The organism is Mesorhizobium sp. M0910, from assembly GCF_040319465.1.
Classification (GTDB): domain Bacteria; phylum Pseudomonadota; class Alphaproteobacteria; order Rhizobiales; family Rhizobiaceae; genus Mesorhizobium.
The window spans coordinates 308,328-333,892 of record NZ_JAMYNZ010000007.1 but is presented as its reverse complement, the minus strand read 5'-3'; the positions used below and the strand labels follow the sequence as shown (position 1 = coordinate 333,892).

At 63.7% G+C, this 25,565-nt stretch carries 31 protein-coding genes and 1 riboswitch; of the genes, 15 read left to right on the top strand and 16 right to left on the bottom strand.

Annotated features, from left to right (window positions below; translation table 11 throughout):
* Positions 1 to 28 precede the first annotated feature (28 nt).
* Entirely contained in the window at positions 29 to 790 is a 762-nt protein-coding gene (locus tag NKH78_RS19975) for a YdcF family protein (RefSeq protein ID WP_352704391.1), read from the top strand.
* Between the two features lie 30 nt (positions 791 to 820).
* Here the strand turns inward: NKH78_RS19975 and NKH78_RS19970 are convergent, their stop codons facing one another.
* Complete coding sequence (locus NKH78_RS19970; protein ID WP_023677920.1) at positions 821 to 1,441, bottom strand: pyridoxamine 5'-phosphate oxidase family protein; 621 nt, start codon at positions 1,439 to 1,441, stop codon at positions 821 to 823.
* A gap of 133 nt (positions 1,442 to 1,574) precedes the next feature.
* Between NKH78_RS19970 and NKH78_RS19965 the strand changes: the two genes are divergently transcribed.
* A complete protein-coding gene (locus tag NKH78_RS19965) occupies positions 1,575 to 2,477 on the top strand; it encodes a LysR family transcriptional regulator (RefSeq protein WP_352737922.1) in 903 nt (300 codons plus the stop codon).
* Between the two features lie 107 nt (positions 2,478 to 2,584).
* Complete coding sequence (locus tag NKH78_RS19960) at positions 2,585 to 3,385, top strand: lysophospholipid acyltransferase family protein (protein ID WP_352737923.1); 801 nt, start codon at positions 2,585 to 2,587, stop codon at positions 3,383 to 3,385.
* 28 nt (positions 3,386 to 3,413) lie between these two features.
* Here NKH78_RS19960 and NKH78_RS19955 read toward each other — a convergent pair whose 3' ends face one another.
* Positions 3,414 to 4,034: a LysE family translocator gene (locus tag NKH78_RS19955; RefSeq protein WP_352737925.1), complete on the bottom strand. Its 621-nt coding sequence runs from the start codon at positions 4,032 to 4,034 to the stop codon at positions 3,414 to 3,416.
* A 78-nt stretch (positions 4,035 to 4,112) separates the two neighbouring features.
* Positions 4,113 to 5,060 carry an aldo/keto reductase gene (locus NKH78_RS19950; RefSeq protein WP_352737927.1) on the bottom strand — a complete coding sequence of 316 codons (948 nt, stop codon included), beginning with the start codon at positions 5,058 to 5,060 and terminating at the stop codon, positions 4,113 to 4,115.
* 332 nt (positions 5,061 to 5,392) lie between these two features.
* On the opposite strand from NKH78_RS19950, the gene NKH78_RS19945 reads away from it, so the two are divergent.
* Positions 5,393 to 5,713 (top strand): hypothetical protein, encoded by a 321-nt coding sequence (locus NKH78_RS19945; RefSeq protein ID WP_352737928.1) that lies wholly within the window; start codon positions 5,393 to 5,395, stop codon positions 5,711 to 5,713.
* On the top strand, positions 5,632 to 6,369 hold the full coding sequence (locus NKH78_RS19940) for a zinc-binding dehydrogenase (RefSeq protein WP_352883579.1): 738 nt from the start codon (positions 5,632 to 5,634) through the stop codon (positions 6,367 to 6,369). Before NKH78_RS19945 ends, NKH78_RS19940 begins: the two co-directional genes overlap by 82 nt.
* A 44-nt stretch (positions 6,370 to 6,413) precedes the next feature.
* On the opposite strand, the gene NKH78_RS19935 is transcribed toward NKH78_RS19940, so the two are convergent.
* Positions 6,414 to 6,947, bottom strand: a complete 534-nt coding sequence (locus tag NKH78_RS19935; protein WP_352737931.1) for a gamma-glutamylcyclotransferase — start codon at positions 6,945 to 6,947, stop codon at positions 6,414 to 6,416.
* Between the two features lie 114 nt (positions 6,948 to 7,061).
* Here NKH78_RS19935 and NKH78_RS19930 point away from each other — a divergent pair, with 114 nt between their 5' ends.
* Positions 7,062 to 8,063 (top strand): DUF2125 domain-containing protein, encoded by a 1,002-nt coding sequence (locus NKH78_RS19930; protein ID WP_352883575.1) that lies wholly within the window; start codon positions 7,062 to 7,064, stop codon positions 8,061 to 8,063.
* Positions 8,064 to 8,197: 134 nt separating this feature from the next.
* Here the strand turns inward: NKH78_RS19930 and NKH78_RS19925 are convergent, their stop codons facing one another.
* Positions 8,198 to 9,133, bottom strand: coding sequence for a prephenate/arogenate dehydrogenase family protein (locus tag NKH78_RS19925; protein WP_352737933.1), 936 nt, complete (start codon positions 9,131 to 9,133; stop codon positions 8,198 to 8,200).
* A gap of 6 nt (positions 9,134 to 9,139) precedes the next feature.
* Entirely contained in the window at positions 9,140 to 10,249 is a 1,110-nt protein-coding gene (hisC, locus tag NKH78_RS19920) for a histidinol-phosphate transaminase (RefSeq protein WP_352737934.1), read from the bottom strand.
* 138 nt (positions 10,250 to 10,387) lie between these two features.
* Positions 10,388 to 10,465, top strand: a riboswitch (SAM riboswitch).
* A gap of 94 nt (positions 10,466 to 10,559) precedes the next feature.
* Between hisC and metX the strand changes: the two genes are divergently transcribed.
* Positions 10,560 to 11,729 carry a homoserine O-acetyltransferase MetX gene (metX, locus tag NKH78_RS19915; RefSeq protein ID WP_292661143.1) on the top strand — a complete coding sequence of 390 codons (1,170 nt, stop codon included), beginning with the start codon at positions 10,560 to 10,562 and terminating at the stop codon, positions 11,727 to 11,729.
* A 58-nt stretch (positions 11,730 to 11,787) separates the two neighbouring features.
* Positions 11,788 to 12,402, top strand: a complete 615-nt coding sequence (gene metW, locus NKH78_RS19910; RefSeq protein ID WP_254817066.1) for a methionine biosynthesis protein MetW — start codon at positions 11,788 to 11,790, stop codon at positions 12,400 to 12,402.
* 25 nt (positions 12,403 to 12,427) lie between these two features.
* Here metW and NKH78_RS19905 read toward each other — a convergent pair whose 3' ends face one another.
* A complete protein-coding gene (locus NKH78_RS19905; protein ID WP_352649306.1) occupies positions 12,428 to 12,748 on the bottom strand; it encodes a DUF1330 domain-containing protein in 321 nt (106 codons plus the stop codon).
* Between the two features lie 272 nt (positions 12,749 to 13,020).
* Here NKH78_RS19905 and NKH78_RS19900 point away from each other — a divergent pair, with 272 nt between their 5' ends.
* Both NKH78_RS19900 and NKH78_RS19895 read left to right on the top strand, forming a co-directional pair.
* On the top strand, positions 13,021 to 13,767 hold the full coding sequence (locus NKH78_RS19900) for an SDR family NAD(P)-dependent oxidoreductase (RefSeq protein WP_352649305.1): 747 nt from the start codon (positions 13,021 to 13,023) through the stop codon (positions 13,765 to 13,767).
* Positions 13,768 to 13,809: 42 nt separating this feature from the next.
* Positions 13,810 to 14,835, top strand: a complete 1,026-nt coding sequence (locus tag NKH78_RS19895; RefSeq protein WP_352737936.1) for an RNA polymerase subunit sigma-70 — start codon at positions 13,810 to 13,812, stop codon at positions 14,833 to 14,835.
* A gap of 18 nt (positions 14,836 to 14,853) precedes the next feature.
* Here NKH78_RS19895 and NKH78_RS19890 read toward each other — a convergent pair whose 3' ends face one another.
* From NKH78_RS19890 to NKH78_RS19880, 3 genes are all read right to left on the bottom strand, one after another.
* On the bottom strand, positions 14,854 to 15,660 hold the full coding sequence (locus tag NKH78_RS19890) for a DUF1194 domain-containing protein (RefSeq protein ID WP_352737937.1): 807 nt from the start codon (positions 15,658 to 15,660) through the stop codon (positions 14,854 to 14,856).
* 76 nt (positions 15,661 to 15,736) lie between these two features.
* Positions 15,737 to 17,569 (bottom strand): ABC transporter ATP-binding protein/permease, encoded by a 1,833-nt coding sequence (locus NKH78_RS19885; RefSeq protein WP_352737938.1) that lies wholly within the window; start codon positions 17,567 to 17,569, stop codon positions 15,737 to 15,739.
* A 128-nt stretch (positions 17,570 to 17,697) separates the two neighbouring features.
* The gene (locus NKH78_RS19880) at positions 17,698 to 18,468 is read right to left on the bottom strand and encodes a class I SAM-dependent methyltransferase (RefSeq protein WP_352737939.1); all 771 of its coding nucleotides are present in this window, start codon (positions 18,466 to 18,468) and stop codon (positions 17,698 to 17,700) included.
* A 98-nt stretch (positions 18,469 to 18,566) separates the two neighbouring features.
* Here NKH78_RS19880 and gloB point away from each other — a divergent pair, with 98 nt between their 5' ends.
* Both gloB and NKH78_RS19870 read left to right on the top strand, forming a co-directional pair.
* Positions 18,567 to 19,334, top strand: coding sequence for a hydroxyacylglutathione hydrolase (gene gloB / locus NKH78_RS19875; protein ID WP_352737940.1), 768 nt, complete (start codon positions 18,567 to 18,569; stop codon positions 19,332 to 19,334).
* A 21-nt stretch (positions 19,335 to 19,355) separates the two neighbouring features.
* Positions 19,356 to 19,784 carry a cupin domain-containing protein gene (locus NKH78_RS19870; RefSeq protein ID WP_352737942.1) on the top strand — a complete coding sequence of 143 codons (429 nt, stop codon included), beginning with the start codon at positions 19,356 to 19,358 and terminating at the stop codon, positions 19,782 to 19,784.
* 4 nt (positions 19,785 to 19,788) lie between these two features.
* Here NKH78_RS19870 and NKH78_RS19865 read toward each other — a convergent pair whose 3' ends face one another.
* The 4 genes from NKH78_RS19865 to NKH78_RS19850 form a co-directional block, all read right to left on the bottom strand.
* Entirely contained in the window at positions 19,789 to 20,457 is a 669-nt protein-coding gene (locus tag NKH78_RS19865) for a lysoplasmalogenase family protein (protein ID WP_352737943.1), read from the bottom strand.
* Positions 20,457 to 21,344: an aromatic amino acid exporter YddG gene (gene yddG, locus NKH78_RS19860; RefSeq protein WP_254816632.1), complete on the bottom strand. Its 888-nt coding sequence runs from the start codon at positions 21,342 to 21,344 to the stop codon at positions 20,457 to 20,459. Before yddG ends, NKH78_RS19865 begins: the two co-directional genes overlap by 1 nt.
* 40 nt (positions 21,345 to 21,384) lie before the next feature.
* Complete coding sequence (locus NKH78_RS19855; protein WP_352649297.1) at positions 21,385 to 22,176, bottom strand: DUF3108 domain-containing protein; 792 nt, start codon at positions 22,174 to 22,176, stop codon at positions 21,385 to 21,387.
* A 62-nt stretch (positions 22,177 to 22,238) separates the two neighbouring features.
* Entirely contained in the window at positions 22,239 to 22,466 is a 228-nt protein-coding gene (locus NKH78_RS19850; protein ID WP_352687362.1) for a hypothetical protein, read from the bottom strand.
* Between the two features lie 310 nt (positions 22,467 to 22,776).
* Here NKH78_RS19850 and rpmB point away from each other — a divergent pair, with 310 nt between their 5' ends.
* From rpmB to NKH78_RS19835, 3 genes are all read left to right on the top strand, one after another.
* Positions 22,777 to 23,073: a 50S ribosomal protein L28 gene (rpmB, locus tag NKH78_RS19845; RefSeq protein WP_006328411.1), complete on the top strand. Its 297-nt coding sequence runs from the start codon at positions 22,777 to 22,779 to the stop codon at positions 23,071 to 23,073.
* An 82-nt stretch (positions 23,074 to 23,155) separates the two neighbouring features.
* On the top strand, positions 23,156 to 23,836 hold the full coding sequence (locus tag NKH78_RS19840; protein ID WP_254816630.1) for a queuosine precursor transporter: 681 nt from the start codon (positions 23,156 to 23,158) through the stop codon (positions 23,834 to 23,836).
* Positions 23,837 to 23,891: 55 nt separating this feature from the next.
* Positions 23,892 to 24,566 carry a polyamine aminopropyltransferase gene (locus NKH78_RS19835; protein WP_352687360.1) on the top strand — a complete coding sequence of 225 codons (675 nt, stop codon included), beginning with the start codon at positions 23,892 to 23,894 and terminating at the stop codon, positions 24,564 to 24,566.
* A 56-nt stretch (positions 24,567 to 24,622) separates the two neighbouring features.
* Here the strand turns inward: NKH78_RS19835 and NKH78_RS19830 are convergent, their stop codons facing one another.
* Both NKH78_RS19830 and NKH78_RS19825 read right to left on the bottom strand, forming a co-directional pair.
* Positions 24,623 to 25,108 carry an SRPBCC family protein gene (locus tag NKH78_RS19830; protein WP_352687358.1) on the bottom strand — a complete coding sequence of 162 codons (486 nt, stop codon included), beginning with the start codon at positions 25,106 to 25,108 and terminating at the stop codon, positions 24,623 to 24,625.
* A complete protein-coding gene (locus tag NKH78_RS19825) occupies positions 25,105 to 25,473 on the bottom strand; it encodes an ArsR/SmtB family transcription factor (protein WP_352687410.1) in 369 nt (122 codons plus the stop codon). The genes NKH78_RS19830 and NKH78_RS19825 overlap by 4 nt, the downstream gene beginning before the upstream one ends.
* Positions 25,474 to 25,565 lie beyond the last annotated feature (92 nt).

Here is a 25,565-nt window from a genome sequence, read left to right as displayed (position 1 = left end):
AAGGCCGTATTTCGGGATTAACCATTTCATGATGGACGTTCGGGACTCGACCGATACCGCTGGGTGCATGCCAGTGCTGGTTGCGCGTCCGCATGAATTCGCCGGGCCTGATGAATTTGCCAAGCCGGATCAATCCGCCAAACATGGGCGGCTGCTGGCAGCCCGCTCCTTGCGCCTCTCGGCTCTCCTTCTGCTCGCCCTTGTGGCGTTGTTTGTCGCCGGCTTCGGCTGGTTCGCCAATACCGTCAGCCGTCTGACGACGCCCGCCAATCCGGCAAGGGCCGACGCTATCATCGTGCTGACCGGCGGCCAGTCGCGACTCGACGCTGCTATGGGCCTGCTTGCGTCAGGCAAGGGCGAGCGGCTGCTGATCAGCGGCGTCCATCCTTCCGCCAGCCGCCGCCAGCTTCAAGCCGCGACCGGTGGCGACAAGAGGCTGTTTTCATGCTGCGTCGACATCGACCGCGCTGCGCTCGACACGATCGGCAATGCCGAGGAAAGCGCCAAATGGGTCGAGGACCATGCCTACGGCACCGTCATTCTCGTCACCAACAATTATCACATGCCGCGCAGCCTGCTGGAAATGGGCCGGCTGCTGCACGGCGCAAGGCTCGAGCCCTATCCGGTGGTCAACACCAACCTCGAGAATGGCGGCTGGCTGACCAAGCCGGAAGCGCTGCGTGTGCTGTTCACCGAATATAACAAATACCTGCTGGCGCTGGCGCGCGGCATCATGCCGGTGAAGCAAACCGAGAGCGTCGCGCTGGCCGACGCCGCAGGCGGAAGCTGAACGGCACCGGCACTTTTTATTCCCTAGCTCTTATTCCCTGGCTGCTGCATCCGATCGCAAGCGTGCGATCTCCTGTTCGAGCCGTTCGATGCGCTTGTCGCGTTCGCCCAGCGCCGCCGCCACGTCGGCCGCTTCGAAACGCTGCGGGATGTGCTGCGAGCAATTTGAATCCCAAGCCGAAACCGTAAACAGGATGACCTGCTCGGGTCGCGCCTTATAGTCTTGCGGCATCAGCTTTGCCGTCAGCTCGGCATCGCCCTCGACGACTTGCGCTTTGCCCCAGATCTTGATGCGCTGCCGGTGCGCATAATCGATCAGAAACAGGAAAGCCTGTGGGTTGTCGCTGAGGTTGCCCTGGGTGATGAACTGCCTGTTGCCGGAAAAATCGGCAAAGCCGATCGTCCGTTCGTCGAGCACCTTGAGGAAACCGGCAGGCCCGCCGCGATGCTGGATGTAAGGCTGCCCGTCCGCATTGGCGGTCGACAGAAAGACGCTGGTCTGCGCCTCGATGAAGGCGGCGAGATCGGGCGTGATTGCCGCCTGCCAGCCGCCACGCTCCTCGACACGGGCATAGGCCTGGCGCGAGCCCTTGCGGGCCTGGATCGCCTTCACCGTCGGGGTGAAGGCGACATCGCTGGTGTGAGCGTTCATGAAGATCTCCTTAGGCGCCGCGTTGCGCTGCATTGTTCGCCTACGAGAATAGGGCCTTCCGTCTTCGAGATGCAGACGCCATATGTGCAACCTATCCTTCCGTTTTTCGGAAGGGCAATTTTTCGGTAGAGCTATGGATCGCCTCCAGTCCATGTCGCTTTTCGTTGCCGCGGCGGAGACAGGCAGCCTCTCGGCTGCCGGGCGTCGCTTCGGCATTCCGCTGACGACGGTCAGCCGCAAGGTTTCGGACCTGGAAAAGCACCTGAAGGCACGGCTGTTGAACCGCTCGGCACGGCAGCTGTCGCTGACCGATGCAGGCCACGCCTATCTCGCCGCCTGTCGTCGCATTCTCGATGAGATCGGCGAGGCCGAGCGAATGGCCGCCGGCGAATACAGCGCCCCGACCGGCGAACTGATCGTCACTGCGCCGATAGTCTTCGGCCGCCTGCATGTGCTGCCGGTCGTCACCGGCTTCCTCTCCGTCTATCCCGAGGTAAGTGTGCGGCTTACACTCGCCGACCGGATAACCCAGCTGGTCGAAGAGCACGTCGACCTCGCCATCCGCATCGGCGAGCTTGCCGATTCGAGCCTGATCGCCACCCGCCTGGGTTCAATCCGCCGCGTCGTTTGCGCGAGCCCGGCCTATCTCGCCGAGCACGGCACACCGAAAACGCCGCAAGACCTTGCAGGACACAGTGCAATCACCTTCGAAGGGCTCACCGCCGCCAGTTGGAGCTTCGCCACCGGCAAGACTGAATTCAGCGTGCCGGTCCGCTCCAGGTTACGGGTCAACACGGCTGAGGCAGCAATCGATGCGGCGATTGCCGGCGTCGGCGTGACGAGGCTGCTTTCCTACCAGATCGCCCCCGCCGTCCGGTCGGGTACGCTGCGCCCGGTGTTGCAGGAGTTTGAGCCGGACCCATGGCCGGTGAGCCTCGTGCATGCCGGCCAGGGTCTGCTGCCAGTGAAACTGCGTGCGTTTCTCGATTTCGCCGCCCCGCGCCTGAAGGAGCGGCTGGCACAGTCGACGTGGTAAATCCAGAGCAAAGGAGCGGACACCGGCTCATTGCCCGCCTCGCAGCGTTTCCTTTTTGCCGGCGCTTGGTGTAACCAACGCACACCTCCTCACCGGGCACTTGCTGTATGCTCTATTTCCGCTCGCTGGCGTTCAATCTCGCCTTCTACCTCAACTTGATCGTCCAGATGATCCTCTGGACTCCGTATTATTTTCTGTCGCCGCGCCATCGCGCCTGGTTTGTGCCGAAATTCTGGTCGCGCACCAGCATGTGGCTCTACGACAAGGTCGCCGGCACCAGAAGTGAGATCACCGGCCAGGAAAACCTGCCTGAAGGCTCCTTCATCCTGGCGCCGAAGCATCAGTCCTTCTGGGACACGATCGCTTTCCTGTCGTATCTCGACGATCCCGTTTACATATTGAAGCGGGAGCTGACCTGGATCCCGTTCTTCGGTTGGTACATCTTGAAGATGCGGATGATTCCGGTCGATCGCGGCAGCCGCTCGAAGGCATTGAAGATGGTGATCGCCGCGACCAAACAGGAATTGGCGCGCAATCCGCGCCAGCTCATCATCTATCCCGAGGGCACGCGCCGTGCGCCGGGTGACGAACCGGTCTACAAATACGGCATCGTCGAACTTTATGCGCAACTTGGCATTCCAGTAGTGCCCGTCGCTCACGTCGCCGGCCTCTATTGGCCGCGCCGCAAATTCCTGCGCTATCCCGGTACGATCAAGGCGCGCTTCCTGCCGCCGATTCCGCCGGGCCTCGGCAAGGAAGAATTCATGCACCGGTTGATCGGGGAGACGGAAGCCGCCTGCGACCAGCTCCTCGTCGAGGCGTCGCAGACGCCGAACCCGCCGCCGATGCCGCCGACGGCGGTGAAAAGGCTTGGTGAGCTGGACGCGAAACGTGAATTGAAAGGCTGAGACACCCCGCCGCGAACGCCAGAAGGGCTCACGGTAAGGCAGCCAGGGCGGCTGTTGCAATCAGCGTCACGGCAAACACCAGATTGATGATCCGCGACGCCAGCGGTTTGCGCAGCAAACGTGCAAAAGCCGTGCCGGCGAGAAGCCACAAGAGATGAATGGCAACGATCATCAAGGCGAGGACCGCCAGCTTGGCTGAAATAGCAAGACCGCCGGTGCCGGGCGACGCGCCAGCAAACACGGCGGCAATCGCCACATAGGCTTTCGGATTGGCAATGGCCAGAAGGAACCCGCCAAGGAAAGTGGGAAGCGCTGCCCTACCGACGCGTGCCGCCAGTGGCGGCGCCGTCGCTATCTTGAACGCCAGATAGAGGATGTAGGCTGCCGAGGCGACCGCCAACAGCGCTGCGAGCTTCGGCAGCGCGGTGAGAACGGCCATGATGCCCGTCGCCACCACCAAAAGCACGAGGACCGTGCCGACAACGATTCCCGAGGCATAACGGAGCGAATCGCGCAGGCCGAACGCGGCGCCGATCGCGGTGACACTTATCGTCGCCGGCCCCGGACTGCCCATAACGATGGCCGATCCCAGCACAAGCGCCAGCAATTGCTGCCATAGCTGCTGATCGAGAAGACCCTGTCCGGCCATGCGACGTCCCTGCATCCTGTGACGATGCAGGGACGGTAGGGCAAGGCAGCGGCGCCGGTCTTGAACGATCGTGCGCGGCTATGCGCTGCCCTTGTCGAGCTCGGCGATATCGTCCGGGCTGAGCTGCAACGACGCGGCCCGCACCAGGCTGTCGAGCTGGTCGAGCGTCGTCGCGCTGGCGATCGGAGCGGTGACGCCGGGCCGCGCCATCACCCAAGCCAGCGCCACTTCCGCCGGCCTGGCCGAATGTCTGGCCGACACGGCATCGAGCGCTGAGAGGATGCGCATGCCGCGCGTGTTGAGATAGCCTTTCACACCGCCACCGCGCGGGCTTTTGCCGAGGTCGGACTCGCTGCGGTACTTGCCGCTCAAAAATCCCTTGGCGAGGCTGAAGTAGGTGATGACGCCGATGTCCTCGGCCACGCACAGATCGCGCAGCGGACCATCGAAGGACGAGCGGTCGTAGAGGTTGTATTCCGGCTGCAGCACCTCGTAGCGCGGCAGGCCGCGCAGGCTTGCTACGTCGAGTGCGGCGCGCAGTTGGGCGGCGTCGAGGTTGGAGGCACCGGCATAGCGGATTTTGCCCTTGTCGAGCAGTTTCTGATAAGCGCCTAGCGTTTCCTCATACGGCGTCGCCGGGTCGGGCCAATGCGACAGATAGAGATCGACGGTATCGACCTGCAGCCGCTTCAGGGAGGCGTCGACGGCCTTTTCGATATAGGCGGCGGACAGGTCCCTCTTGCCCTGCCCCATGTCCGAACCGACCTTGGTGATGACGACGACCTTGTCGCGGTTGCCGCGGCTCTTCATCCATCTGCCGATGATGGTTTCGGATTCGCCGCCCTGGTGGCCGGCAATCCAGCGCGAATAGGAATCCGCCGTGTCGATGGCGTTGAAACCGGCCTCAATGAAGGCATCGAGCAGGTCGAACGAGGTTTTCTCATCAGCGGTCCAGCCAAACACATTGCCGCCCAGAACCAATGGCGCGATGGATAGGTCGGTGCGACCGAGACGACGTTTCTGCAAGACTGATCTCCATGGTGATTCATGCTGGGGCGGATGGGAGCCGCCGACTGGGCTAACCTATGTCGCGCCGTGGCAACGTCAAACGCATAGCTTCTTTGCCAACCCGCCGGCGCTTCACAAAGCCGCGACCCGCCGCGCCGTGTCCGGCCTCAAGGCGCTGGTCCGGATGTCCAAACCAGCAGCCTCTGAAGAAACGATCTGGCAAGTTTGGCACATAGATTGTCAAATCTGCCAATTCTGACTTTTGCCGGCCGACCGTAGGTTCCGCCGCGCCGACGCGGTCGGGCCGGGCGCAGACTGTTGGCCTGGGATCATTTGTTATGGAGAACGGCATGAAAGTAATCGTATTTGACGCCATCGGTTCGCCGCGCGACGTGCTCTACATGGACGACCTGCCGATGCCGCGCATCGGCGACGGCGAGGTGCTGGTCAGGATGGTCTCGGCCTCGATCAATCCGGGCGACTTCCTGTTTATCCAGGACCTCTATCCCGAACCGAAGAAGCCGCATTTTCCCCGGCAGATCGCGGGAAACCAGGTGCCGGCATCGTCGAAGCCGTTGGCGCGAATGTCTTGCTGGAACCGGGCACGCTTGTCGCGTTCAGCTATTATGGCAGCTGGGCCGAGTACGCGGCCATTCCCGCCGAATGGCTGATCCCGTTGCCTGCGGACTATCCGGTCGAACGCGCCGGGCAGATGGTGAACCCCATTACCGCGTGGGATCTGCTGACGGATTCCCGTGTGCAGCCCGGCCAGTGGCTGGTCACGGCCGGCTATTCGTCGATTTCAACAATGGTGATGCAGTTCGCCCAACGACGCGGCATCAACGTCATCGCGCTTGTGCGGCGCTCGCACCAGAGCTTCGACCTGAAGACGCTTGGCGCCTCTGCCATTCTTGACCTTTCGGACTTGAAGGCAAGTATCCGGGAAGCGGTGATGGATATCACCGGCGGCGCCGGATTGAACGGGATTGTCGACAATGTCGGCGGACCTGTCAGCGGCGAATTGATCCGCACCCTGGCGCTCGGCGGGCAGATGGTGATCAATGGCGGAATGAGTGCTGAGCGCTTCGAACTGCACAATTTCGATGTGCTGCTGAGCGGCGTCGAAATCAGGGCAAATATCTATCGCTACTTCTTTTCGCCGCCTGCCGAAGCCGACCGGCCTGTCCTACGCGAGATCATCGACATCTTTGGCCAGCCGGGCTTCCACGTTCCTGTCGGCGGTCTCCACGCGCTGACCGAGTTCAAGCTTGCGGTGGCAAACAGCCTGGATCGCGCCGATCTTGGTAAACAGATTTTCAGGATGTAGCCCGCGTCACGGCACCGAAAACATCATAATAACGATAAAAGGCGCTACGTCGCCACCCGTCTCGTCACGTCTTCCAGCCAATGATCGCTTATACCCAGTGCTTCGAGGTGCTCCAGCGTGCTGAGCACGTAATCCTCATTCCTCCCCGACTGACCGACGGCGCCGCGAACGACGGACGCCGCCTCGGCCGGGTCGAGCGCACCGGCATATTGTTCATGGCTGCGATCCACGACATAGGCGATGGCGTCGACCGTCTCGCCCCCATCCGTTTCACTCTTGTCGAGGCGAATGCTGAGCACACGTTCGAGATAGACGTTGGTGACCAGCTCGCGTTCGCGCAGATAGGTGATGACCTCGTTGCGCAGCTCGCCTGGAACCCGGAACGCCAGCCCGATGCAGGAGCCGCCGCGGTCGAGGCCGAGCACCAGGCCCGGCCGTTCGCGCGTGCCGCGATGCACGAAAGAATAGACGCAGAGCGAACGGCGGTAGCCATGCAGGCGGGCACGCCGCGTCTCGACATGCGCAAATCCCGGCCGCCAGATCAGTGAGCCGTAGCCAAAAACCCAAAAATCGCCCATATCGCCAAGCCTGATTGTAACGAACCACTCCACCGGTGGTGTTTCAGTCCGTCTACCTGTTGTTGCCGCAAGCGACAGCCCGCCCGTGCCACCCGCGTTAACGAAAGCCGCAGCATGACGTCAAGTGACGAGCGCCCGCCGCCCAGCCAGCGTCGCCGCCTGTTGTGGCTTGCCGCTTTCATTCTCTTGCTGTTCGGCATCTACAGCGCGGGCTGGTTCTACATGGCGGATCTGGTCGAGAGCGCCGCCGACAAGGCGGTCGCCGATCTCGATGACAAGGGCATCAAGGCCGACTGTGCCAATCTCGCGGTCAGCGGCTATCCCTTCAGCTTCACCCTTTCCTGCGACAGTCTGGCTTACGAGGACGACAGCCGCAACGTCGCGGCATCGACAGGCAAGATCAACGCTGCCACCCAGATCACGCGGCTTCTGTCGCCTGCCGCCGAGCTCAGGGGGCCACTCAGGACCTCCGTTCCCGGCATGACCCCGCTCTGGATCGACTGGGATGATCTGCGGGCCGACATGAAGCTGTCCTGGCCACTGCCGAGACGCCTCTCGCTGCAGGCAGAAGGCCTGTCCGGCCAGACCGATCCGACAGACGATACCGATCCCGTCTCGCTGTTCAGCGCCGGAACTGCCAGCGGGCAATTGCGCCCAAACGGTCCGGACATCGACTATGCCGGCAATTTCACCGATCTCGAAATCGACGCGGCGGCCATCGACGGGCGCGTCTTGCCGCCGCTCGATGGCAGCGGCGATGTGACCCTGAAGAACGGCGTGACGCTGATCAAGGCAAATCCGAAGAGCCTGCGCGGCCTCACGGCCGAAATCCACGAGCTCGACCTGTCGTCCGGAACTGCGCGCATCACCCTTTCCGGACCGCTGTCGGTCGATGGCGACGGTCTCATAAATGCCGACTTGATGATCAAGCTCAATGATCCAAAGGCCGTGGCGGCGATCCTTGCCACCGCCATCCCCGAGCAGAAGAAAGAGATCCAAACCGGCTTTGCCGGACTGGCGATGCTCGGCAACCAGCCGTCGATGCCGCTGAAGATCGTCAAGGGCAAGGCCTCGCTCGGCTTCATCCCGCTCGGCAAGATCAAGCCGCTCGACTAGAGTAATTCCAGGAAAAGTGTGAACGGTCTTCCGTCCGGAGTTGCGCAAAAAACAAAGAGACCGAGCGGTTCGGCGTTTCCGTGAAACGATAAACCGCTCCAAGCCTGTCTGGCCTGCGATCGGCCTGCCGCGGCTTATCCCTTCGGCGGGTGTTCGACTGCCTGGCGACCGAAATCCGGTACGTCGATGTCCTGGCCGGCCTCGATGATCGAGCGGCGGACGGCGCGGGTGCGGGTGAACAGGTCGAACAGCTTTTCGCCGTCGCCCCAGCGGATCGCCCGCTGCAGCGAGGACAGATCTTCCGAGAATCGCGCCAGCATTTCGAGGATGGCATCCTTGTTGTGCAGGCAGACGTCACGCCACATGGTCGGGTCGGACGCCGCGAGACGGGTGAAGTCGCGAAAGCCGGAAGCCGAGTATTTGATGACCTCGGACTTGGTCACCGACTCCAGATCGTCGGCGGTACCGACGATGTTATAGGCGATGATGTGCGGCAGGTGCGAAACGATGGCCAGCGTCATGTCGTGATGCTGGGGGTCCATCGTGTCGATGTTGGAGCCGCAGCGGCGCCAGAATTCGGATAGCTTTTCCAGCGCATCGGCATCGGTGCCGGGCAGCGGTGTGAAGATGCACCAGCGGTTCTCGAACAGTTCGGCAAAACCGGCATCCGGTCCCGACTTTTCGGTGCCGGCCAAAGGATGGCCGGGGATGAAGTGCACGCCATCAGGCACATGCGGCTGCATCTGCGCGATCACCGATGCCTTGGTCGAGCCGACATCGGTGAGGATGGCGCCCTTCCTCAGCGCCGGCGCGATCTCCGCGGCGACGGTACCCGAAGAGCCTACCGGCACCGAAACGACGACCAGATCGGCATCGCGAACCGCCTCTTTCGCATCCGTCGTGTAGGTGTCGCCGAGGGCGAGTAGGCTCGCCCGCGCCAGCGTCGCTTCGCTGCGCGTCGAAATCGCGACTTGGCCGGCGAGCCCCTCGCGGCGGATGACGCGGGCCAGCGACGAGCCTATCAGGCCGATGCCGACCAGCGCGATCTTTTCGAACATCGGTGAGGTCATGGCGTTCTAGCTTTTCAGGAATGTCGCGAGTGCGGCGACAACGCCGCGGTTGGCCTCTTCGGTGCCGATGCTCATGCGCAGCGCGTTCGGAAAACCGTAGCCGGAAACGCGCCGCAATATGTAGCCGCGCGCACTGAGGTAGTCGTCGGCGGCCGCCGCCGAATGCTTTTTCTCCTCGGGAAAGTGGATAAGGATGAAATTGCCGACACTCGGCGTCACCCGCAGCCCGAGCCCGCTTAATTGCTCGGTCAGCCATGCCAGCCAGGTCTCGTTATGCGCCACGCTGCGCTCGATATGGACGCGGTCGCGGATCGCCGCGATACCGGCCTCGATAGCAGTCGCATTGACGTTGAAAGGCCCGCGCACGCGGTTGATCGCGTCGATGATATGCATCGGCGCATACATCCAGCCGATCCGCGCCCCGCCCAGGCCCAATTTGGAGAAAGTGCGGGTCATGACCACGTTTTCCGCGCTGCCCACCAACTCGACGCCGGCTTCATAGTCGTTGCGCCGGACATATTCGGCGTAAGCGGCATCCAGCACCAGAAGCACGTTTCGCGGCAGGCCGGCATGCAGGCGGCGCACCTCCTGGAACGGCACGTAGGTGCCGGTTGGATTGTTGGGATTGGCAAGGAAGATGATCCTGGTACGCGGCGTCACCGCGGCAAGGATTGCATCGACATCGGCGCGTTCATCGGTCTCCTTGACCGTAACCGGGACGGCACCGGCCGACTGTATGTAGATCTTGTAGACCATGAAGCCGTGTTCGGTGATGATCGCTTCGTCGCCGGGTGCGAGGTAGGTCTGCGCCAGCAGGCCCAGAATCTCGTCGGAGCCGTTGGAACAGACGATGTTCGCCGGGTTGAGCCCGTGCACCTCGGCGATCGCTTCCCTCAGGCGCCTGGCGCTGCCGTCGGGATAGACCGCGAGCTTGTCGGCGACCGCGCGCGCGGCCTCTATCGCCTTTGGCGAAGGGCCGAGCGGGTTCTCGTTCGACGACAATTTATGGACCTTGGCGACACCTTCAGGCGCCGCGCTCTTGCCGGGCACATAGGCTTCGATGTCCATGATGCCGGCGCGGGGCCTTGGACGTGTCTGATCCGGTATCTGGCTCATTCCATGAAATCCGTCGAGATTGCCTCCATCCGGAGGCCGCAGCGGAAATACAAGCCGTGGCCCGGAATGTCGAGGGGCGGCAATTCGGGATCAAGAACTTGCCGTTGACGAAGCCATGCGTCGGTCCTAGAAGAGCAGCGAAAGTCCCGTGGTGATTTGGCCGGTCGGCTTGCAGCCACGTTAAACAACTTGCTAAAGGGCCGTTTGCATCTTGTAACCGGCTTTGCGAAGGCATGGCCGGTTTTTTGTTGCCTGGCTGGTTGTTGCCCAGACCGGCGGTGGACAACTGAAGGCCGGGCAAGGAGATGTGATGGTCGCTTTGCGCGCGCGAAAAACCAACAACGAGGCCGACCAGCCGTCGAGCCCGGTGTTGCGTTTCGGCGCCGACAAGCCGCTCAAGCTCGACGCCGGCACGCTGCTGTCGCCCTTCCAGATTGCCTACCAGACCTATGGCACGCTCAACGACGCGCGCTCCAACGCCATCCTCGTCTGCCATGCGCTGACCGGCGACCAGCATGTCGCCAACACCAATCCGGTGACCGGCAAGCCAGGCTGGTGGGAAGTGCTGATCGGCCCCGGCAAGATCATCGACACCGATCGTTTCTTCGTCATCTCGTCCAACGTCATCGGCGGCTGTCTCGGCTCCACCGGCCCCGCCTCGACCAATCCCGCCACCGCCAAGCCCTACGGGCTCGACCTGCCGATCATCACCATCCGCGACATGGTGCGCGCGCAGCTGATGCTGGTCGAGCATTTCGGTATCGAACAGCTGTTCAGCGTGCTGGGCGGCTCGATGGGCGGCATGCAGGTGCTGCAATGGGCCTCGAGCTATCCCGAGCGCGTCTTCTCGGCGCTGCCGATCGCCACCGGCGCCCGCCATTCTTCGCAGAACATCGCTTTCCACGAGGTCGGCAGGCAGGCAGTGATGGCCGACCCGGACTGGCATGGCGGCAAATACTTCGAGCACGGCAAGCGGCCGGAAAAGGGGCTGGCGGTGGCGCGCATGGCCGCTCACATCACCTATCTGTCGGAAGCAGCGCTGCACCGCAAGTTCGGCCGCAACCTTCAGGATCGCGAAGCCCTGACCTTCGGCTTCGATGCCGACTTCCAGATCGAGAGCTACCTGCGCCATCAGGGCATGACCTTCGTCGATCGCTTCGATGCCAACTCCTATCTCTACATGACCCGGGCGATGGACTATTTCGATCTCGCCGCCGACCATGGCGGCCGGTTGGCCGATGCCTTCGCCGGCACCAAGACGCGCTTCTGCCTGGTTTCGTTCACCAGCGACTGGCTGTTCCCGACCGAGGAGAGCCGCTCGGTCGTGCACGCGCTGAACGCGGCCGGCGCCTCGGTATCGTTCGTCGAGATCGAAACCGACCGTGGCCACGACGCCTTCCTGCTCGACGAGCCGGAACTGTTTGCCGCCATCAAAGGCTTCATCGCCTCGGCGGCGCGGGCCAGAGGGCTCGGCGCATGACCCCGAAAAGTTGCAGGCTTTTCGGATCAGGCTCATGCGCCAGGCAAGTGACGAGCCCATGAGCGTCAACCGCGCCCAGCGCGTCGACCTCGAGGTCGTCGCCGATCTCATCCCGCCGCAGTCGCGGGTGCTGGACGTCGGTTCCGGCGACGGCCTGCTGCTCGAATTGCTGCAGGCGACCAAGAAGGTCGACGGTCGCGGGCTGGAACTGTCGCAGCGCGGCGTCAACGAATGCGTGGCGCGCGGCCTGTCGGTCATCCAGGGCGATGCCGACAAGGATCTCCAATTCTATCCCGATAAGGGCTTCGACTTCGTCGTCTTGTCGCAGACCTTGCAGGCGACCCGCAATCCGAAATTGGTGCTCGACGAACTGCTCAGGATCGGCAACCGCGCCATCGTCTCATTCCCAAATTTCGGCCACTGGCGGGTGCGCTTTTCGCTACTGTTCAACGGCCGCATGCCGGTGACCAAGGACCTGCCCTATTCCTGGTATGACACCCCCAACATCCATTTCTGCACCATTCGCGATTTCGTCAATCTGTGCGACGAGCTTGGCGCGACGGTGGAAAAGGCGACCGCGCTCGACGCCAATGGCCAGCGGATCGGCTTCTCGATGCCGTGGTGGTTCTGGAATTTTTTCGGCCAGCAGGCGGTGTTTCTGCTGAAACGATAAGAGCCAATCGTCGCAGATCGTCCCCTTATTCGAGAACGTCGGTGGCCTTATGCGGGTGCTGGACGCCATCGACCAGGACCACGTCGGACTGAGAATTCTCGGTGCGCAGCGGCAAGATCTCCTGATAGGCGGGCGAGCGGTACCATGCGCGCGCCTGCTGCATGTCTGGAAATTCGATCATGACGAGGTGGCCCGGCCAGGTGTTTTCAACGACTTCCACCTCGCTGCCATGCACGATGAAGCGCCCGCCAAACGGCTCCAGCGTGGCATCGATCTTGTGCAGGTACTCGACGATCTGCGGCCCCGGCGTGACCTGGCGCATATGCGCGACGGCGTAGGCGGTCATGGCTGTACTCCCTGGTGGTCGAAGCCGGACAACCGGCTTGATGGGAGCAGTTTGCCGAGACCTTGCACGCAGGTCGATTACCCCCGAGGTAATGACACTGAATACAAAACCGACGCGCCTCTGCCGTTGCTGCTCCGAACAGGGCCGTGCGCGAGCCCTGCTGTCACCTGAAAAATATTTCCGCCTGGCGCCGATGATTTCCGCACGCCTGCGCTGTCCTTATCGATGAGCGCGCCTGGATGGTCCGGCGGCCGGGAACAGAGAGGTGATCCATGGGATCGTTGCAAGGTCAGAATGTTGTAGTCGTCGGAGGCAGCCGTGGGGTGGGCCGCTCCATCGCGGAGGCCGCCCTCAAGGAGAGAGCGACGGTGCTGGCCGTCGCCCGCGGAAAACAGGCCCTGGCGCAATTTGCCTGGGAGGTCTCGGGCGTGACGACGCTCGCGGTCGATGCGACGGTGGACTCCGCCCCCGATAAGGTCTTCGCCGCGCTGGAGCCGGACGTGCTGGTAATCTGCGCAGGCGCGCTGGCCCCTTCCGCGCCGGTGCACGAACAGAACTGGAAGGCGTTCTCGGCAAATTGGGACACGGACGTCAAGGCATCGTTCCTGTTTTGCCGGGCCGCTCTGCGGCGTCCGCTCAAGCCGGGAACCCGTATCGTTCTGATCTCCAGTGGCGCCGCCTTAACCGGCGGACCACCCAATACCGGCGGCTATGCCGGCGCAAAACGTATGCAGATGTTCCTGGCCGGTCATAGCCAGAAGGAAGCCGACCGGCTCGGGCTCGGCCTTCGCTTCATGGCGCTCGCGCCGATGCGCATCATGCCGGAAACCGGCGTGGGCAAGGCCGGCGTCGACAGCGTCGCTGCCTATATGGGCATCCAGCCGGCGGACTTCATCGCCGCCATGACCGACATGCAAACCCCGGCCGACGTCGGACGGGCGGTGGTCGCGCTCGCCACCGGCCAGCCGCAAGGCAGTTCCTTCATGGTCAGCGGTAGCGGGCTTGCACCGGCCGCCTGAGGCGCGCGTAATGCAAAGCTCACTCGTAACCGCACAGCCCGCATGACAGACGCTCAACCACCCCTGGAACCAGCACGCCAGCCGATCCTCGATCGGCTGGCCTTCGAGAAGGTCACGGCCGCCCATCGCCGCGAGCTCAAGCTGCATTGCTATCGCATGATGGGTTCGCTGCACGAGGCCGACGACCTCGTCCAGGACACGTTGCTTCGCGCCTGGCGTGCCAGGTCGGAGTTCGACGGGCGAGGTTCGGTTCGTGGTTGGCTCTACATGATCGCGACCAACGCTTGCCTCAACGCCATCAAGGCGAGGTCGAGGGCGCATCGCATTCTCCGGGAACCCGGACGGCCGCCCTCGCACGGGGCGGCCATAGGCGGGCCCGTAGCCGACATCGCCTGGCTGGAGCCCTACCCCGACGCCGAGCTTCCAGACATTGCCGGCAGCGAGCCAGGTCCGGAAGCCCGTTACGAGAGCCGCGAGGCCGTCCAGCTCGCCTTCGTCGCAGCGATCCAGGATCTGCCACCCAGGCAGCGCGCCGCGCTGCTGCTTGCCGACGTCCTGGGATGGTCGGCCGTCGAGACGGCGCGTTTGCTGGGCGGATCGACGGCTTCGATCAACAGCGCGTTGCAGCGCGCCCGCGCAACGCTGGCGGCGCGCTATCCCCAGGGACGGCCGGCCAGCCGATCACGGCCCAGCCCCCAAGAAGGCCTGCTGCTCGAACGCTACATGCAGGCATGGCAGGCCGCCAATCTCGACAGCTTGATCGAGCTGCTGCGTGAGGACGCCATCTATACAATGCCGCCTTGGCGCGAATGGTATCAAGGCCGCGAAGCGATCCGCGGTTTCTTCGAGACCGTCTGGCCGAGGTTTGGCGGCTTCCGCACGCTGGCCACTCGGGCCAATGCCCAGCCGACGGTCGGAGTTTATTCCCGCAGCCACGATGGCCCTGAATGGCGGGCCCATTCCCTGCACGTGTTCGACGCAGCCGAGGGCGGGATCGCTTCCTTGACGATCTTCATAGGGCCGCTCGGGCCATCTCTGTTCCCGGCCTTCGGCCTGCCACCGGCCTAACCTACCCCTGGGCCAGCCTTATCGATCAAGTTCCGGGAAATATGGGTCCGAGAAAAACCGCCGGTCGCGCTCGCCTTGCAGGCAGTCGATCGGTGCCTCGATGCGGATCGTCCTCGGATCCACCTTGGGATACTCGATGCCGCTGACCTCGAGGATCAGTTTGCGGCGAGTGGCGGTGGCGAATTCGGAAGCAGCATAGATCGGCAGCACGAACGAGCCCGGCCCGCCGGTGACGCATTCGGCATAGTACCGGTCGAGATGGCTGAAGGTGGGTGACGGGCTGATCAGGATCGGCAGCCCGTTGATGACGATGCCCTTCGCCAGCGCCGCATCGCGTGCCGTCGTGACCGGCAAGCCGGTGTTGTTTGGGCCGTCGCCCGAAACGTCGATGACGCGGCGTTTGCCCGTGAAGGCCGTGCCGTTGAAAAGCTCGGCGCCGAAAGCCACTGCACCGGAAATCGAGGTGCCGCGAAAGCTCCTGAACGGGCGGGCCGCGATCTTGTCGGCGAAAGCGTTGGCGCTCTCCTTGCTGTCGACGACCTGCCAGGCAATGACCGCGTCGTCGCGGATGGTGCCGGCCCATTCGAAATAGGCGATGGCGATGCGGCCGGAGGTGCCGGCACGCACGGCGTTGATGAAGTCGGGATGGCGCAGCGCCGCGACATAGCCGGCGCGCTGCAGGGCAAACTCCCTTTCATCCATCGACTGCGAGATGTCGACGGCCAGCACCAGCTCGACATCGACGGCAAGTGCATTGGCCGGCGCGGCCGCAGGTGCTGCGGGGGCGCAGGCAAGGCAGGCGAGCAGGGCGAGAGCGTCAAGCATGGCCGATCGAAACGTTCCCATCTGAAACGATCGCGACAGTTTTTCGCCGCGATCGCGGCGAAATAAAGCTTGGTTTCTATTTCTTTCGGCCAGCCGAGGCGATGGCCGGGGGCGGTTCGATGGCCCCTGCCCTGATACGGGCCGGCTTGAGGGCCGGTTGGCCGGCATCCTTGACGATCGTCAACGCCCGCCGGAAGAAGCGGCCATTGTGCTGGCCGCGGCCGATATTGAGGATCGCGGCGTCGGGAAGGCGCTTCTCCAGCATCGACAGCACTTGCCTCAGCGTCGGGCCGTCGAACGCGTCCAGCGCCTCGTCGATGATCACCCATTTCGGCCGTCGCAAGGCGAGCCTGGCAAAGGCCAGCAGACGCTGCTCGTCGTCGCTGAGTTCACGCTCCCAGCGCGCCGAGCGATCGAGCGAGGACGACAGGCGCTGCAGCCCGACATCGGCCAGCACCTCCGAGATCTCGGCATCGCTCGCCTCCGCCGCGCCGTCTGCATGGTTGAGCACCTCGCGCAGCCTGCCGAGCGGGAAATAGGGCGTTCGCGGAACAAAGATCGGCGCTTCTCCGGCCGGCATACCGATGCGGCCGCTGCCCCATGGCCACAGACCGGCAATGGCGCGGAAGAACAGCGTCTTGCCGGCGCCCGGATCTCCGGTGATCATGACGCGGTCGCCGGCGCGGATTTCGACATGCGGCTCGGCAAGCTTGGTGCATCCCTCCGGCGAGGCGACCTCGAGTTTCTCGAACGTCAGGCTGCCGTCCGGGTTTTCGCCGAACGAAATGCGCCTTTCCGTATGGTGCAGCGCGTCGGTGTCGCCAAGCGCGATGCGGAAGTCGGCGACCCGCATCAGCGTAGCGCGCCAATCGGCGATGCCGCCGATATTGTTGATGAACCAACGCAGCGAAGAATGGACCTGGTTGAAGGCGCCGACTGCCATCATCAGACCGCCAAAGCTGATATCGCCGGCGAAATAGACCGGTGAGGCGACCAGGATCGGCGCGACGACAGTGATCCAGCCGTAGGTGTCGGTGACCCAGGAAAGATTGATCTGGGCGCGGTAGATGTGCCGCATGGCGCCCAGCACCATGCCGAGATCGAATTCGAGGCGGCGCCTGGCATCGGCCTCGCCATGCGCCAGCGCGATGGCATCGACATTCTCGTTGACGCGAACCACCGAAGAACGCAGCTCCGCTTCACGCGTATAGCGATCGTTGTTGAAGCGGATCAGCGGCCGCCCGACCAACCAGCTCAACCAGGAGGCGGTGCCCGCATAAAGGATCGCCGCCCAGACCATGTAACCGGGTATGGCCAGCGAATGGCCGCCTATGTGGAAGACGAAGCCGGAAGACAGCGACCACAAGACGCCGACGAATGAGGCAAGCAGGATGCAGGACTGCAGCAGGCCGATGCCGAGGCCGGTGGAAAGATCCGAGAGATGCGCGACATCCTGCTGCAGGCGCTGGTCGGGATTGACGCCGATGGCGCCGGCATGGGCCAGCCGGAAGGCGCGCGCCGGCCGCATCCACTCGCCGATTAGGTCGAGCGTCAGCGCCTCGCGCAGCTTCAGGCGGATCATCTGGTCGAGCCAGGTCTGGCCCACGTTAAACAGAAGCAGCCCGCCGGCTATTGCCGCAAAGACCAGAAGCTGATGCAGGAAGGCCGGCATGTCGCGCCGCGCCAGCGCGTCGAAGAACGGCTGGTTCCAGCGATTGAGCAGAATCTGCCCGACCGAGGTTGCGACAATGACGGCGACGATGCCGATCGCGGCCCAAAACAATTGCTTTCGCACCGGCGAGGTGGTCAGCGCTATCTTGATTGTTGCCAGCTGCTCACCCAGGCTGCTGGCTTCGATCGAGGTGGCAAGCTTCTGGGCGCTGGCCTCGACATCCGGATGATCATCCATTGGTTAAATCCTTGCATTCGGAGCGATGCCGAACCGGTCATAGGGATCGGCCGCACGGCCTTCAATCGGACAGCAAACCCGATCGCGTCAGATAGGCGTGAAAAAGCCTGTCCGAGATCACGAACGCGTCATCCTGCCCGCGCCGGATGTTCGGCCCGCGACAGCCGGCCGAGCGTCGGGGCGCCATGCGGCGAGAGAACCGGCACGAAGACGCGGCGGGACGCGCGCTGGGCAACCGGCACGCCTTGATAGAGCCGCTTCTGCGCCTCGACGACGATGACGCCCGAAAAGATCGGCCAGAAGCGCCGGCCGGCGCGTTCCAGCACATTGTGGAACTGCATCATGAAACGTCGCGGCGACGGCGGGAAGAACAGCGCATCGGACCATGCCGCCGGCGTGAAATTCGCTTCGCGTAGCAATTCAGTGAGCTGGCCGCGCGAGAACGGCCGGCCATTGCCGAAAGGCGTATGCTCGAAGCGCGCCCAGACGCCGCGCCGGTTGGGCACAACGATGACGACACGGCCGGCCGGCGACAGCACCCGCCAGATCTCGTTCAGCGTCTCGCGCGGGTTCTCGACATGTTCGAGCGAATGGACGAGCAGCATGCGGTCGATGCAGGAATCGACCAGCGGCAGTTCCTCGTCGAAGACCAGCGCGGTCGCCGTCGGCCCCGTCGCCGGCCAGACCACCGCGCCCTGTGTTGCCGGCATGAAGGCAAACACACGCTCGGCATCGCTGCCGAAGCGTTCCAGCCACGGCAAGGTATAGCCGAGACCGACCAGCCGCTCGTTGGGCACTACGGCCCATATCGAGGACAGCGCCATAGTGATCGAGCGTTCGGCCAGGCGGCCGAGCGTGGTCGAATAAAACGAACGGAGATCGACAATGTCTGAATGCATGCGCGGAACGGTAGCTTCGAAGCAGTCCAAGTTCAACAAAGGCAGATGACATCGGCTGGCAGGCGCCCTATGTCTGCGGCAATAAAGGGAGAGATGCGATGCCGGTCGAGATCGAACAATTCATGTGCCGCAGCGACAATTTCGGCGTGCTGGTGCACGACCCGAAAAGCGGCCAGACGGCGCTCATCGATGCGCCCGAGGAGGCGCCCATCCTGGCGGCCATCAAGCGCACCGGCTGGACCCCGACGATGATCCTGACCACCCACCACCATCTCGACCACGTCGAGGCCAATCTGGCGCTGAAGGAGCGTTTCAAGCTGCGCATTGTCGGTCCGGAAGCCGAAAAGGCAAAGATTCCCGGCATCGACGAAACCGTCGAACAGGGCTCGGTTGTCCGCCTCGGCGACGAGCGGATCGAGGTCATCGCCACGCCCGGCCACACGGCGGGCCATGTCACCTATCATCTGCCGGCGTCGAAAGTAGCTTTCGCCGCCGACACGCTGTTTGCGCTCGGCTGCGGGCGGCTGCTCGAATGCAAGCCGCCGGTGATGTACGAATCCCTGAAGAAGCTCGCGGCGCTGCCGGCCCACACGGTCGTCTATTGCGGCCATGAATATACGCTGGCCAACGCCCGTTTCGCGCTGACCGTCGACCCGACCAATTCGGCGCTGAAAGAGCGCGCCGCCAAGGTCGAGGCGTTGCGCGCCGACGGCAAGCCGACGCTGCCGACGACGATCGGCGAGGAACTGTCGACCAATCCGTTCCTGCGCTGGCACGATCCGGCGATCCGCAGACATCTCGGCCTGGAGAAGGCCTCCGACGCCGAAGTGTTCGCCGAGATCCGCAAGCGCAAGGACAATTTCTGAGCGGCGCCAGGAGCTAGGGTCATGACCAGTTCCGCCGAAATCATCGCTCTGCTCGGCCTGAAGCCGCATCCGGAAGGCGGCTGGTATGCCGAGACCTTTCGCGACGGCTCGGCAGGCACGCGCGGCCATTCGACGGCGATCTATTTCCTCCTCGAGAAGGACCAATTGTCGGCTTGGCACCGGGTCAAGGACGCGGCCGAGGTCTGGCATTTCTATGACGGTGCGCCGCTGGCGCTGTCGATACATCGAGAAGGCGGTCCCGGCATCGAGGAGATCCTCGGTACCGGGCTCGCTGCAGGCGAGCGGCCGCAGATCGTCGTGCCGGCAGGCTGGTGGCAGTCGGCACGCAGCCTCGGCGAATGGACCTTGGTCGGCTGCACTGTGGCGCCGGGTTTCGATTTCGCCGCCTTCGAACTTGCCGAACCAGGCTGGCTGCCGGGAACCCCATAGGCACCTAGCCCAGCAGGAAACCCAGCGTGATCGCCAGCTGGCCGACGTAATACAGCGCCCATGCCGCATGGCGCACCCAAATGCGGTGCGGCGAGATGGCGGGCAGCAGGAACTTTTCCGCGGCATGCAGCCCGTCGGACAGGATGAGCAGGACGATGCCGCCAATGACCCCGACGCTGTTCAGGGTGAGCGCCGCAATGCCCATGGCAAGCAGTGCCGCGGCATGCACGCCAATCGGCAAACGCAAGGCGGGGCCGACGCGGCGCCGGAGCGCGAAAACCATCGCCAACACCAACACGGCCATCGCCAGCACGATCGCTGCTCGCCACGGCTCGGCCAAAAGCAGCCCGAGGCCGCCGCCGGCACGCAGGAACAGCACGACGTAAAGCACGTGCGCGGCAAGAAAACTGGTTGCGCCGCCAAGAAATGCCTTCTCGCCGTCGCGCGACAGGAGGGCGTCGCCGACGGCGCTGACGCCGAGTGCGGCGACGAGCAGCCATGGACCGCCCTGCTGCACGACCAGCACCGCAAGCATCGCCACCGCCAACGTCCTTGCCGCCGACCGCGAAAGGCGCGGCGGCATGCCGAGGCTGAACGCGTAAATCACCGCCGCCGCCAGCGAAAACACCAGCGTCGCATTGGCATTGGCATCGATGCCGCCGGGAAACGGCATCAAGCGTTTGCCTCGCTCGTAGCCCTCTTGCGCAGGAACAGCGATTTCGCCGCGAGTGCCGCGCCGCCGGTGATCAGCACGCAGGCGGCGAGGATGCGCCATGACGGCTGGGCGAAGCCGGCGGCGATCAGCACCAGGGTGGACAGCAGCGGCGCGGCATAGCTCGCCGCCCCCAGCACCTGGATGTTGCCGCGCTTGACGCCGATGTCCCAGGCATAGAACGCCGCCCCCACCGGCATCAGACCGAGGCCGAGCACGGCCAGCCACTGGCCGGCGCCGGCGGGCAGCACCGTCTGTTCAAGCAATAGGTGGCAGACCAGCGAAAGGACCGCGGTGGCGGCGCAGAACCAGGTAACGATGCTGGTCGGCACCGACGGGAAGCGCCGCGACAACAGCGAATAGGACGACCACAGCACCGCACAGACGCCGGCCATGGCGTAGCCGAAGGCATAACGCGCGTCGAAGGCAAGCCCGCCACCTTTGGTGACGATCAGGACCGTGCCGGCAAGGCCGAGCAGCGCGCCGGCGACGTGATTCCAGGCCAGCCGCTCGCCCGGCATCAGCGCCGACCCCAGCACGATCAGCAGCGGCCACAGATAGGCGATCAGGCTGGCCTCGACGGCCGGCGCATTGCGCAGCGCGGTGAAGTAGAAGAAGTGGTAGCCGAACAGGCCGGCAATGCCGATCACCCAGACCTGGCGCGGTATCTTCGCGGCGCCATCGGCTGCCGGCATCAACAGCCGGGCAACCAGCCCGACGCAAGTGCCGATCGTAAAGGTGATTGCCGAAAGCAGGAACGGCGGCACGGCGCCCGAAGCATCCGTAAGCAGCGCCAGCAGCGCCCACATGGCGACCGCGGAGAAGCCGATCAGTGTTGCGCGCGCCATACCCGTCGCCCCGTGCCCCGTTGGCGGCGCACCATCACGCCTATTCGTTTGCTTCGAACCGCTCCGCGCTGATCGTCAACGGACCGATTTGCGTGCTGACCGTGGCGCGGATCGGCGCATATACGCCGCTTTGGCCGACTGGTGCAAACGTCACCATGATGCGGCTGCGTTTCTTCAGGTAGTTCAGCGCTTTGCGGTTCTTGCGGTAACCGGCCACCGGCTCGAAGCCCAGCCTGCAAGTGACCGTATCGCCCTTGTAGCCGGCCACCGAAATCGACCCTTTGGACTCGTAGGTCAATTTGAGATCGGCCCGCATTTCGCCGTCATAGAGCTTCACCGTGCGCCCGCAGACCTGGTCGAGGCTGTCGGCATGGATGACGGTCGCGGCCATGGGGTCGAGGACCGATACGAGATCGCTGCCGGCCAGCGGTATCCAGTTGTTGGGATTGCGCTTCTTCGGCTCAGGCACGACCTTGGTCGAGGTGACGACGCCGTTGGCAAACCGGATGTCGATCATCGATGCCTTCTTGCCGGAGGTGTAGTCGGCGTGGAACGCTTGCGGCTGCAACCGCTTGCCCGAAATCTTGCCCTTCGACGAGATCGTACCTCGCGTATCGTCGAACAAAGTGGCGAGGCCGGCAGCGGAGACGCTGCCCTCGATCGAATAGGTGTCGCCCTCGTAATGGCTGGAGAATTTCGCTTTGGCCACGGAAAGGCCGAGGAACGATACCGAATACTCGCCCGTGAAGGATTGCGGCTCAGCGGCCGAAACCGTCGTCGACAGCGCGACGGCCATCAGCACGACCAGGGCATGGAGGAAAGAACGAGGCATGGCGGGTCCTTGGTTGTCGACCGGACGGGCGGCTCCGGTCTGGCATGTCCCTGTGCGACCGCTTATAGGCTGAATTCCGGCCTTAATGTGAAAGGCGGCGTCGGCAGGGAACGCTGGGGAGGGTCCAGGGCCAGAAAAAAACCCGCCTCGGCGGGCGGGTCGTCGGTGCGAATCAGCACCATACCTAAATTAGTAGCATAGCTGCCGGCACAAAGCAAGAACAAAATGCGGCCATCGACGAATTTGCGGATCTGCCTCGGCCCGGATGAGGGAAAGGGTTGCGGCTTCACTCCGGCTTGGGCTCCTCGCCCCACGAAAGTGGGGAGAGCGCAACCATCATGCGGTGGGCGAGGAACCCAGGTCTTGAGAGAACTGCGGGACAGCAATATCTCCTCCAGAAGAGGGCGATCAGCAGCTTCACTGACGACACCTACTCCGAAAGTGCGATTCCCCATCCCCGAAGCAACCCCCAAGCTTGACGCCTCGGCGAAATGCAACTATGGAACGCCAACTTTTTCCATGAGGCCGCCTGACCGAAACCGCGCGCCACCCGGCGCGGGTCGAATGTTTGGCCAGGACCGAGAACCGAAGGTTAGTATCATGTCCCGCACTTGCGAACTCACTGCCAAGGCAGTCATGTCCGGCAACAATGTGAGCCACGCCAACAACAAGACCAAGCGTCGCTTCCTGCCCAATCTCGTCAATGTGACGCTGATCTCGGAAGCGCTGAACCAGAATGTGCGCCTGCGCATTTCGGCCAACGCGCTGCGTTCGGTCGAGCATCGCGGCGGTCTCGATGCCTTCCTGGCCAAGGCCGATGCCAAGGAATTGTCGCAGCGCGCCCGCCTGTTGAAGAAGCAGATCGCCAAGAAGCTCGCCGAACAGCCGGCCGCCTGAGTTTTTCGGCGGCAGCCGCCTTCCAGGGCGTGACCCGGGTTCCGGATCGCGTTCCGCTGGTTCCATTACCCAGGATAAAAAAATGATCTTCCTCTCGCGGTACCTGCCCTTCGTGGCGGCCATGGCGCTCGTCGTCGTGGCCTCGAACATCCTCGTGCAGTTCCCGATGCAGGGTGCTATCGGCGGATTGTCGTTGGCCGACATCCTGACCTGGGGCGCCTTCACCTATCCGTTCTCATTCCTGGTCACCGATCTCGCCAATCGCCGTTATGGGCCGGCGGTGGCGCGCAGGATCGTCTTTATCGGCTTCATGACAGCGGTGATCTGCTCGATCGTCATCCCGCCGCTGCTGTTTCGCCACGGCCTGATCGAATTCGAGACCGCCGCCGACCGGCTGGTGCGCATTGCCGCGGCCTCGGGCGCCGCCTTCCTCACCGCGCAGTTGCTCGACGTCACCGTGTTCAACCGGTTGCGCCGGCAGAGTTGGTGGCGCGCGCCGATTGTCGGCACGCTGGTCGGCTCTGTCTTCGACACGGTGGTGTTTTTCACCGTCGCCTTTGCGGCGGCTTTCGCCTTCGCCGGACCGAACGACGGCTTTGCGTTGGAAACCGCGCCGCTGATGGGTGTGTTGCCGGTCGAGACGATGCGCTGGGTATCCTGGGCGCTCGGCGATCTCAGCGTCAAGCTGGTCATAGCGGTGGTGGCGCTGATCCCCTACCGGCTGCTTGCCGCCCGCTGGAGCCAGCCGGCACTGGCAGCATGATCCCGAAAAGTGGGAACCGGTTTTCGGACAAGATCATGCTCAAAGACTATCGAGCATGATCCCCTGGCTTCAACTGGACTCGGCAAAAACGCCTGACGGCGGACAGGAACTCCGCCTGAAGCGGCGCGGCGGCGAATTCTCGATCATGCTTGGCCCGAACGAGCTGATGAACAGCCGGCTCAGCGGTTCCGAAGAGGCGCTTGCGAAACTGTCCTGCCAAAGGATTGCCGGCCGCCGGACCCCAAACATCCTGATCGGCGGCCTCGGCATGGGCTTTACCTTGCGCGCGGCGCTGGCCGAGCTCGGCGACGGTGCGCAGGTCGCCGTTGCCGAACTGGTGCCGGCAGTCGTGATTTGGGCGCGCGGCCCGATGGCCGAGGTTTTCGACGGCTGCCTTGATGACCGGCGCGTCAGCATTCGCGAGGCCGATGTCGGTCAGCTCATCCGTTCGGAAGCATCGACCTGGGACGCGATCCTGCTCGATGTCGACAATGGCCCCGAGGGCATCGTCTACAAGGCCAACGATGCGCTCTACAGCGCAGCCGGCCTGATCAGCGCGAGAGCAGCTCTCAAGCCCGGCGGTGTGCTGGCGGTCTGGTCGCAGGGCCCTGACGCAGGTTTCACCCGAAGGCTCAAGCAGGGCGGCTTCACGGTCGAGGAGGTCAAGGTGCGGGCTCACGGCAAGCGCGGCGCCCGGCACATCGTCTGGCTCGCGACCAAGGGGCAATAGGCCACCTCGCAATCCGGGCGGGCCTTGTGGTCACCGCCCGCCACGCCGACGAACCTCTACTTCGCCTTCTGAAGCTCGGCGGCGAGCGCCTGCAGCAGCCCGCGTGTGCCCTCCTCGCGCCCTTGCGCTGAATCGACGCCATCGAAGAACGCACCCTGTTCGGTATAGGTCAGGCGGGTGCCCTCGCCGGAAGGTGCAAGCTCGACCGTGGTGAGCGACGCCGACAGCGGCTGCGCCCCGACCGCCATCCGGTATGAAAATACGATGCGCCGGTCAGGGACGATGTCCTGGAACTGCGCATCGAGCCTGATCTCCGGGCCGCCCTGGTAGCTGAACCGCGAAACCTCGCCACCGCCGACACGGAAATCGAAGGTGAATTCGGCGATGGTGAACCCGTCGCCTTCGACGCGCCAGCGCCGCACCGTCGCCTTGTCGGCAAAGGCGAAGAAGACGCTCTCGGGCGATTGCGGATAGGTCCGCTCGATCGTGAAGGTCGAATGGATGACGGAGTGCTCGTCGTTAACCGGGGCAATCTGGTTCATTTCTTGTCGTCCTTTTCCTGCTCGTGGAGTGTTGCTTTCGGTTGGTCAGTCTCCGCCAGGATCTGGCCGAGACGGTCGAGCTGGCGTTCGGCGGGCGTACGGCGCGCGGCGATCCAGTCGGCGAGCGGGGCTAGCCCGCCGGGCTCGATCCGGCAGGTGCGCACGCGTCCGACCTTCTCGCTGCGGATCAGCCCGCACGCTTCCAGCGCCTGGAGGTGCTGGAGCACGGCGGCGAAGGTCATGCCGAACGGCTCCGCCAACTGGCTGACGGTGGCCGGCCCGCGGCTCAGCCTTTCCAGGATTGCCCGGCGCGTCGGCTCGGCAAGAGCCCGCAGGATGCTGTCGATCTCGGAATACTTAAGCATGGACTTGAGTATTTCGCCGATGACACCAACTGTCAAGTCACGACTAAAGTATTTTTGCAAATGGTGAGAGCCGGCTGGAAAACCCGCGACGC

Excerpts from the sequence above, each read along its gene's own strand:
- NKH78_RS19975 (WP_352704391.1), top strand. The coding sequence starts at position 29 with ATGATGGACGTTCGGGACTCGACCGATACCGCTGGGTGCATGCCAGTG.
- NKH78_RS19970 (WP_023677920.1), bottom strand. The coding sequence starts at position 1,441 with ATGAACGCTCACACCAGCGATGTCGCCTTCACCCCGACGGTGAAGGCG.
- NKH78_RS19965 (WP_352737922.1), top strand. The coding sequence starts at position 1,575 with ATGGATCGCCTCCAGTCCATGTCGCTTTTCGTTGCCGCGGCGGAGACA.
- NKH78_RS19960 (WP_352737923.1), top strand. The coding sequence starts at position 2,585 with ATGCTCTATTTCCGCTCGCTGGCGTTCAATCTCGCCTTCTACCTCAAC.
- NKH78_RS19955 (WP_352737925.1), bottom strand. The coding sequence starts at position 4,034 with ATGGCCGGACAGGGTCTTCTCGATCAGCAGCTATGGCAGCAATTGCTG.
- NKH78_RS19945 (WP_352737928.1), top strand. The coding sequence starts at position 5,393 with ATGAAAGTAATCGTATTTGACGCCATCGGTTCGCCGCGCGACGTGCTC.
- NKH78_RS19935 (WP_352737931.1), bottom strand. The coding sequence starts at position 6,947 with ATGGGCGATTTTTGGGTTTTTGGCTACGGCTCACTGATCTGGCGGCCG.
- NKH78_RS19930 (WP_352883575.1), top strand. The coding sequence starts at position 7,062 with ATGACGTCAAGTGACGAGCGCCCGCCGCCCAGCCAGCGTCGCCGCCTG.
- NKH78_RS19925 (WP_352737933.1), bottom strand. The coding sequence starts at position 9,133 with ATGACCTCACCGATGTTCGAAAAGATCGCGCTGGTCGGCATCGGCCTG.
- hisC (WP_352737934.1), bottom strand. The coding sequence starts at position 10,249 with ATGAGCCAGATACCGGATCAGACACGTCCAAGGCCCCGCGCCGGCATC.
- metX (WP_292661143.1), top strand. The coding sequence starts at position 10,560 with ATGGTCGCTTTGCGCGCGCGAAAAACCAACAACGAGGCCGACCAGCCG.
- metW (WP_254817066.1), top strand. The coding sequence starts at position 11,788 with ATGAGCGTCAACCGCGCCCAGCGCGTCGACCTCGAGGTCGTCGCCGAT.
- NKH78_RS19905 (WP_352649306.1), bottom strand. The coding sequence starts at position 12,748 with ATGACCGCCTACGCCGTCGCGCATATGCGCCAGGTCACGCCGGGGCCG.
- NKH78_RS19900 (WP_352649305.1), top strand. The coding sequence starts at position 13,021 with ATGGGATCGTTGCAAGGTCAGAATGTTGTAGTCGTCGGAGGCAGCCGT.
- NKH78_RS19895 (WP_352737936.1), top strand. The coding sequence starts at position 13,810 with ATGACAGACGCTCAACCACCCCTGGAACCAGCACGCCAGCCGATCCTC.
- NKH78_RS19890 (WP_352737937.1), bottom strand. The coding sequence starts at position 15,660 with ATGCTTGACGCTCTCGCCCTGCTCGCCTGCCTTGCCTGCGCCCCCGCA.
- NKH78_RS19885 (WP_352737938.1), bottom strand. The coding sequence starts at position 17,569 with ATGGATGATCATCCGGATGTCGAGGCCAGCGCCCAGAAGCTTGCCACC.
- NKH78_RS19880 (WP_352737939.1), bottom strand. The coding sequence starts at position 18,468 with ATGCATTCAGACATTGTCGATCTCCGTTCGTTTTATTCGACCACGCTC.
- gloB (WP_352737940.1), top strand. The coding sequence starts at position 18,567 with ATGCCGGTCGAGATCGAACAATTCATGTGCCGCAGCGACAATTTCGGC.
- NKH78_RS19870 (WP_352737942.1), top strand. The coding sequence starts at position 19,356 with ATGACCAGTTCCGCCGAAATCATCGCTCTGCTCGGCCTGAAGCCGCAT.
- NKH78_RS19865 (WP_352737943.1), bottom strand. The coding sequence starts at position 20,457 with ATGCCGTTTCCCGGCGGCATCGATGCCAATGCCAATGCGACGCTGGTG.
- yddG (WP_254816632.1), bottom strand. The coding sequence starts at position 21,344 with ATGGCGCGCGCAACACTGATCGGCTTCTCCGCGGTCGCCATGTGGGCG.
- NKH78_RS19855 (WP_352649297.1), bottom strand. The coding sequence starts at position 22,176 with ATGCCTCGTTCTTTCCTCCATGCCCTGGTCGTGCTGATGGCCGTCGCG.
- rpmB (WP_006328411.1), top strand. The coding sequence starts at position 22,777 with ATGTCCCGCACTTGCGAACTCACTGCCAAGGCAGTCATGTCCGGCAAC.
- NKH78_RS19840 (WP_254816630.1), top strand. The coding sequence starts at position 23,156 with ATGATCTTCCTCTCGCGGTACCTGCCCTTCGTGGCGGCCATGGCGCTC.
- NKH78_RS19835 (WP_352687360.1), top strand. The coding sequence starts at position 23,892 with ATGATCCCCTGGCTTCAACTGGACTCGGCAAAAACGCCTGACGGCGGA.
- NKH78_RS19830 (WP_352687358.1), bottom strand. The coding sequence starts at position 25,108 with ATGAACCAGATTGCCCCGGTTAACGACGAGCACTCCGTCATCCATTCG.
- NKH78_RS19825 (WP_352687410.1), bottom strand. The coding sequence starts at position 25,473 with ATGCTTAAGTATTCCGAGATCGACAGCATCCTGCGGGCTCTTGCCGAG.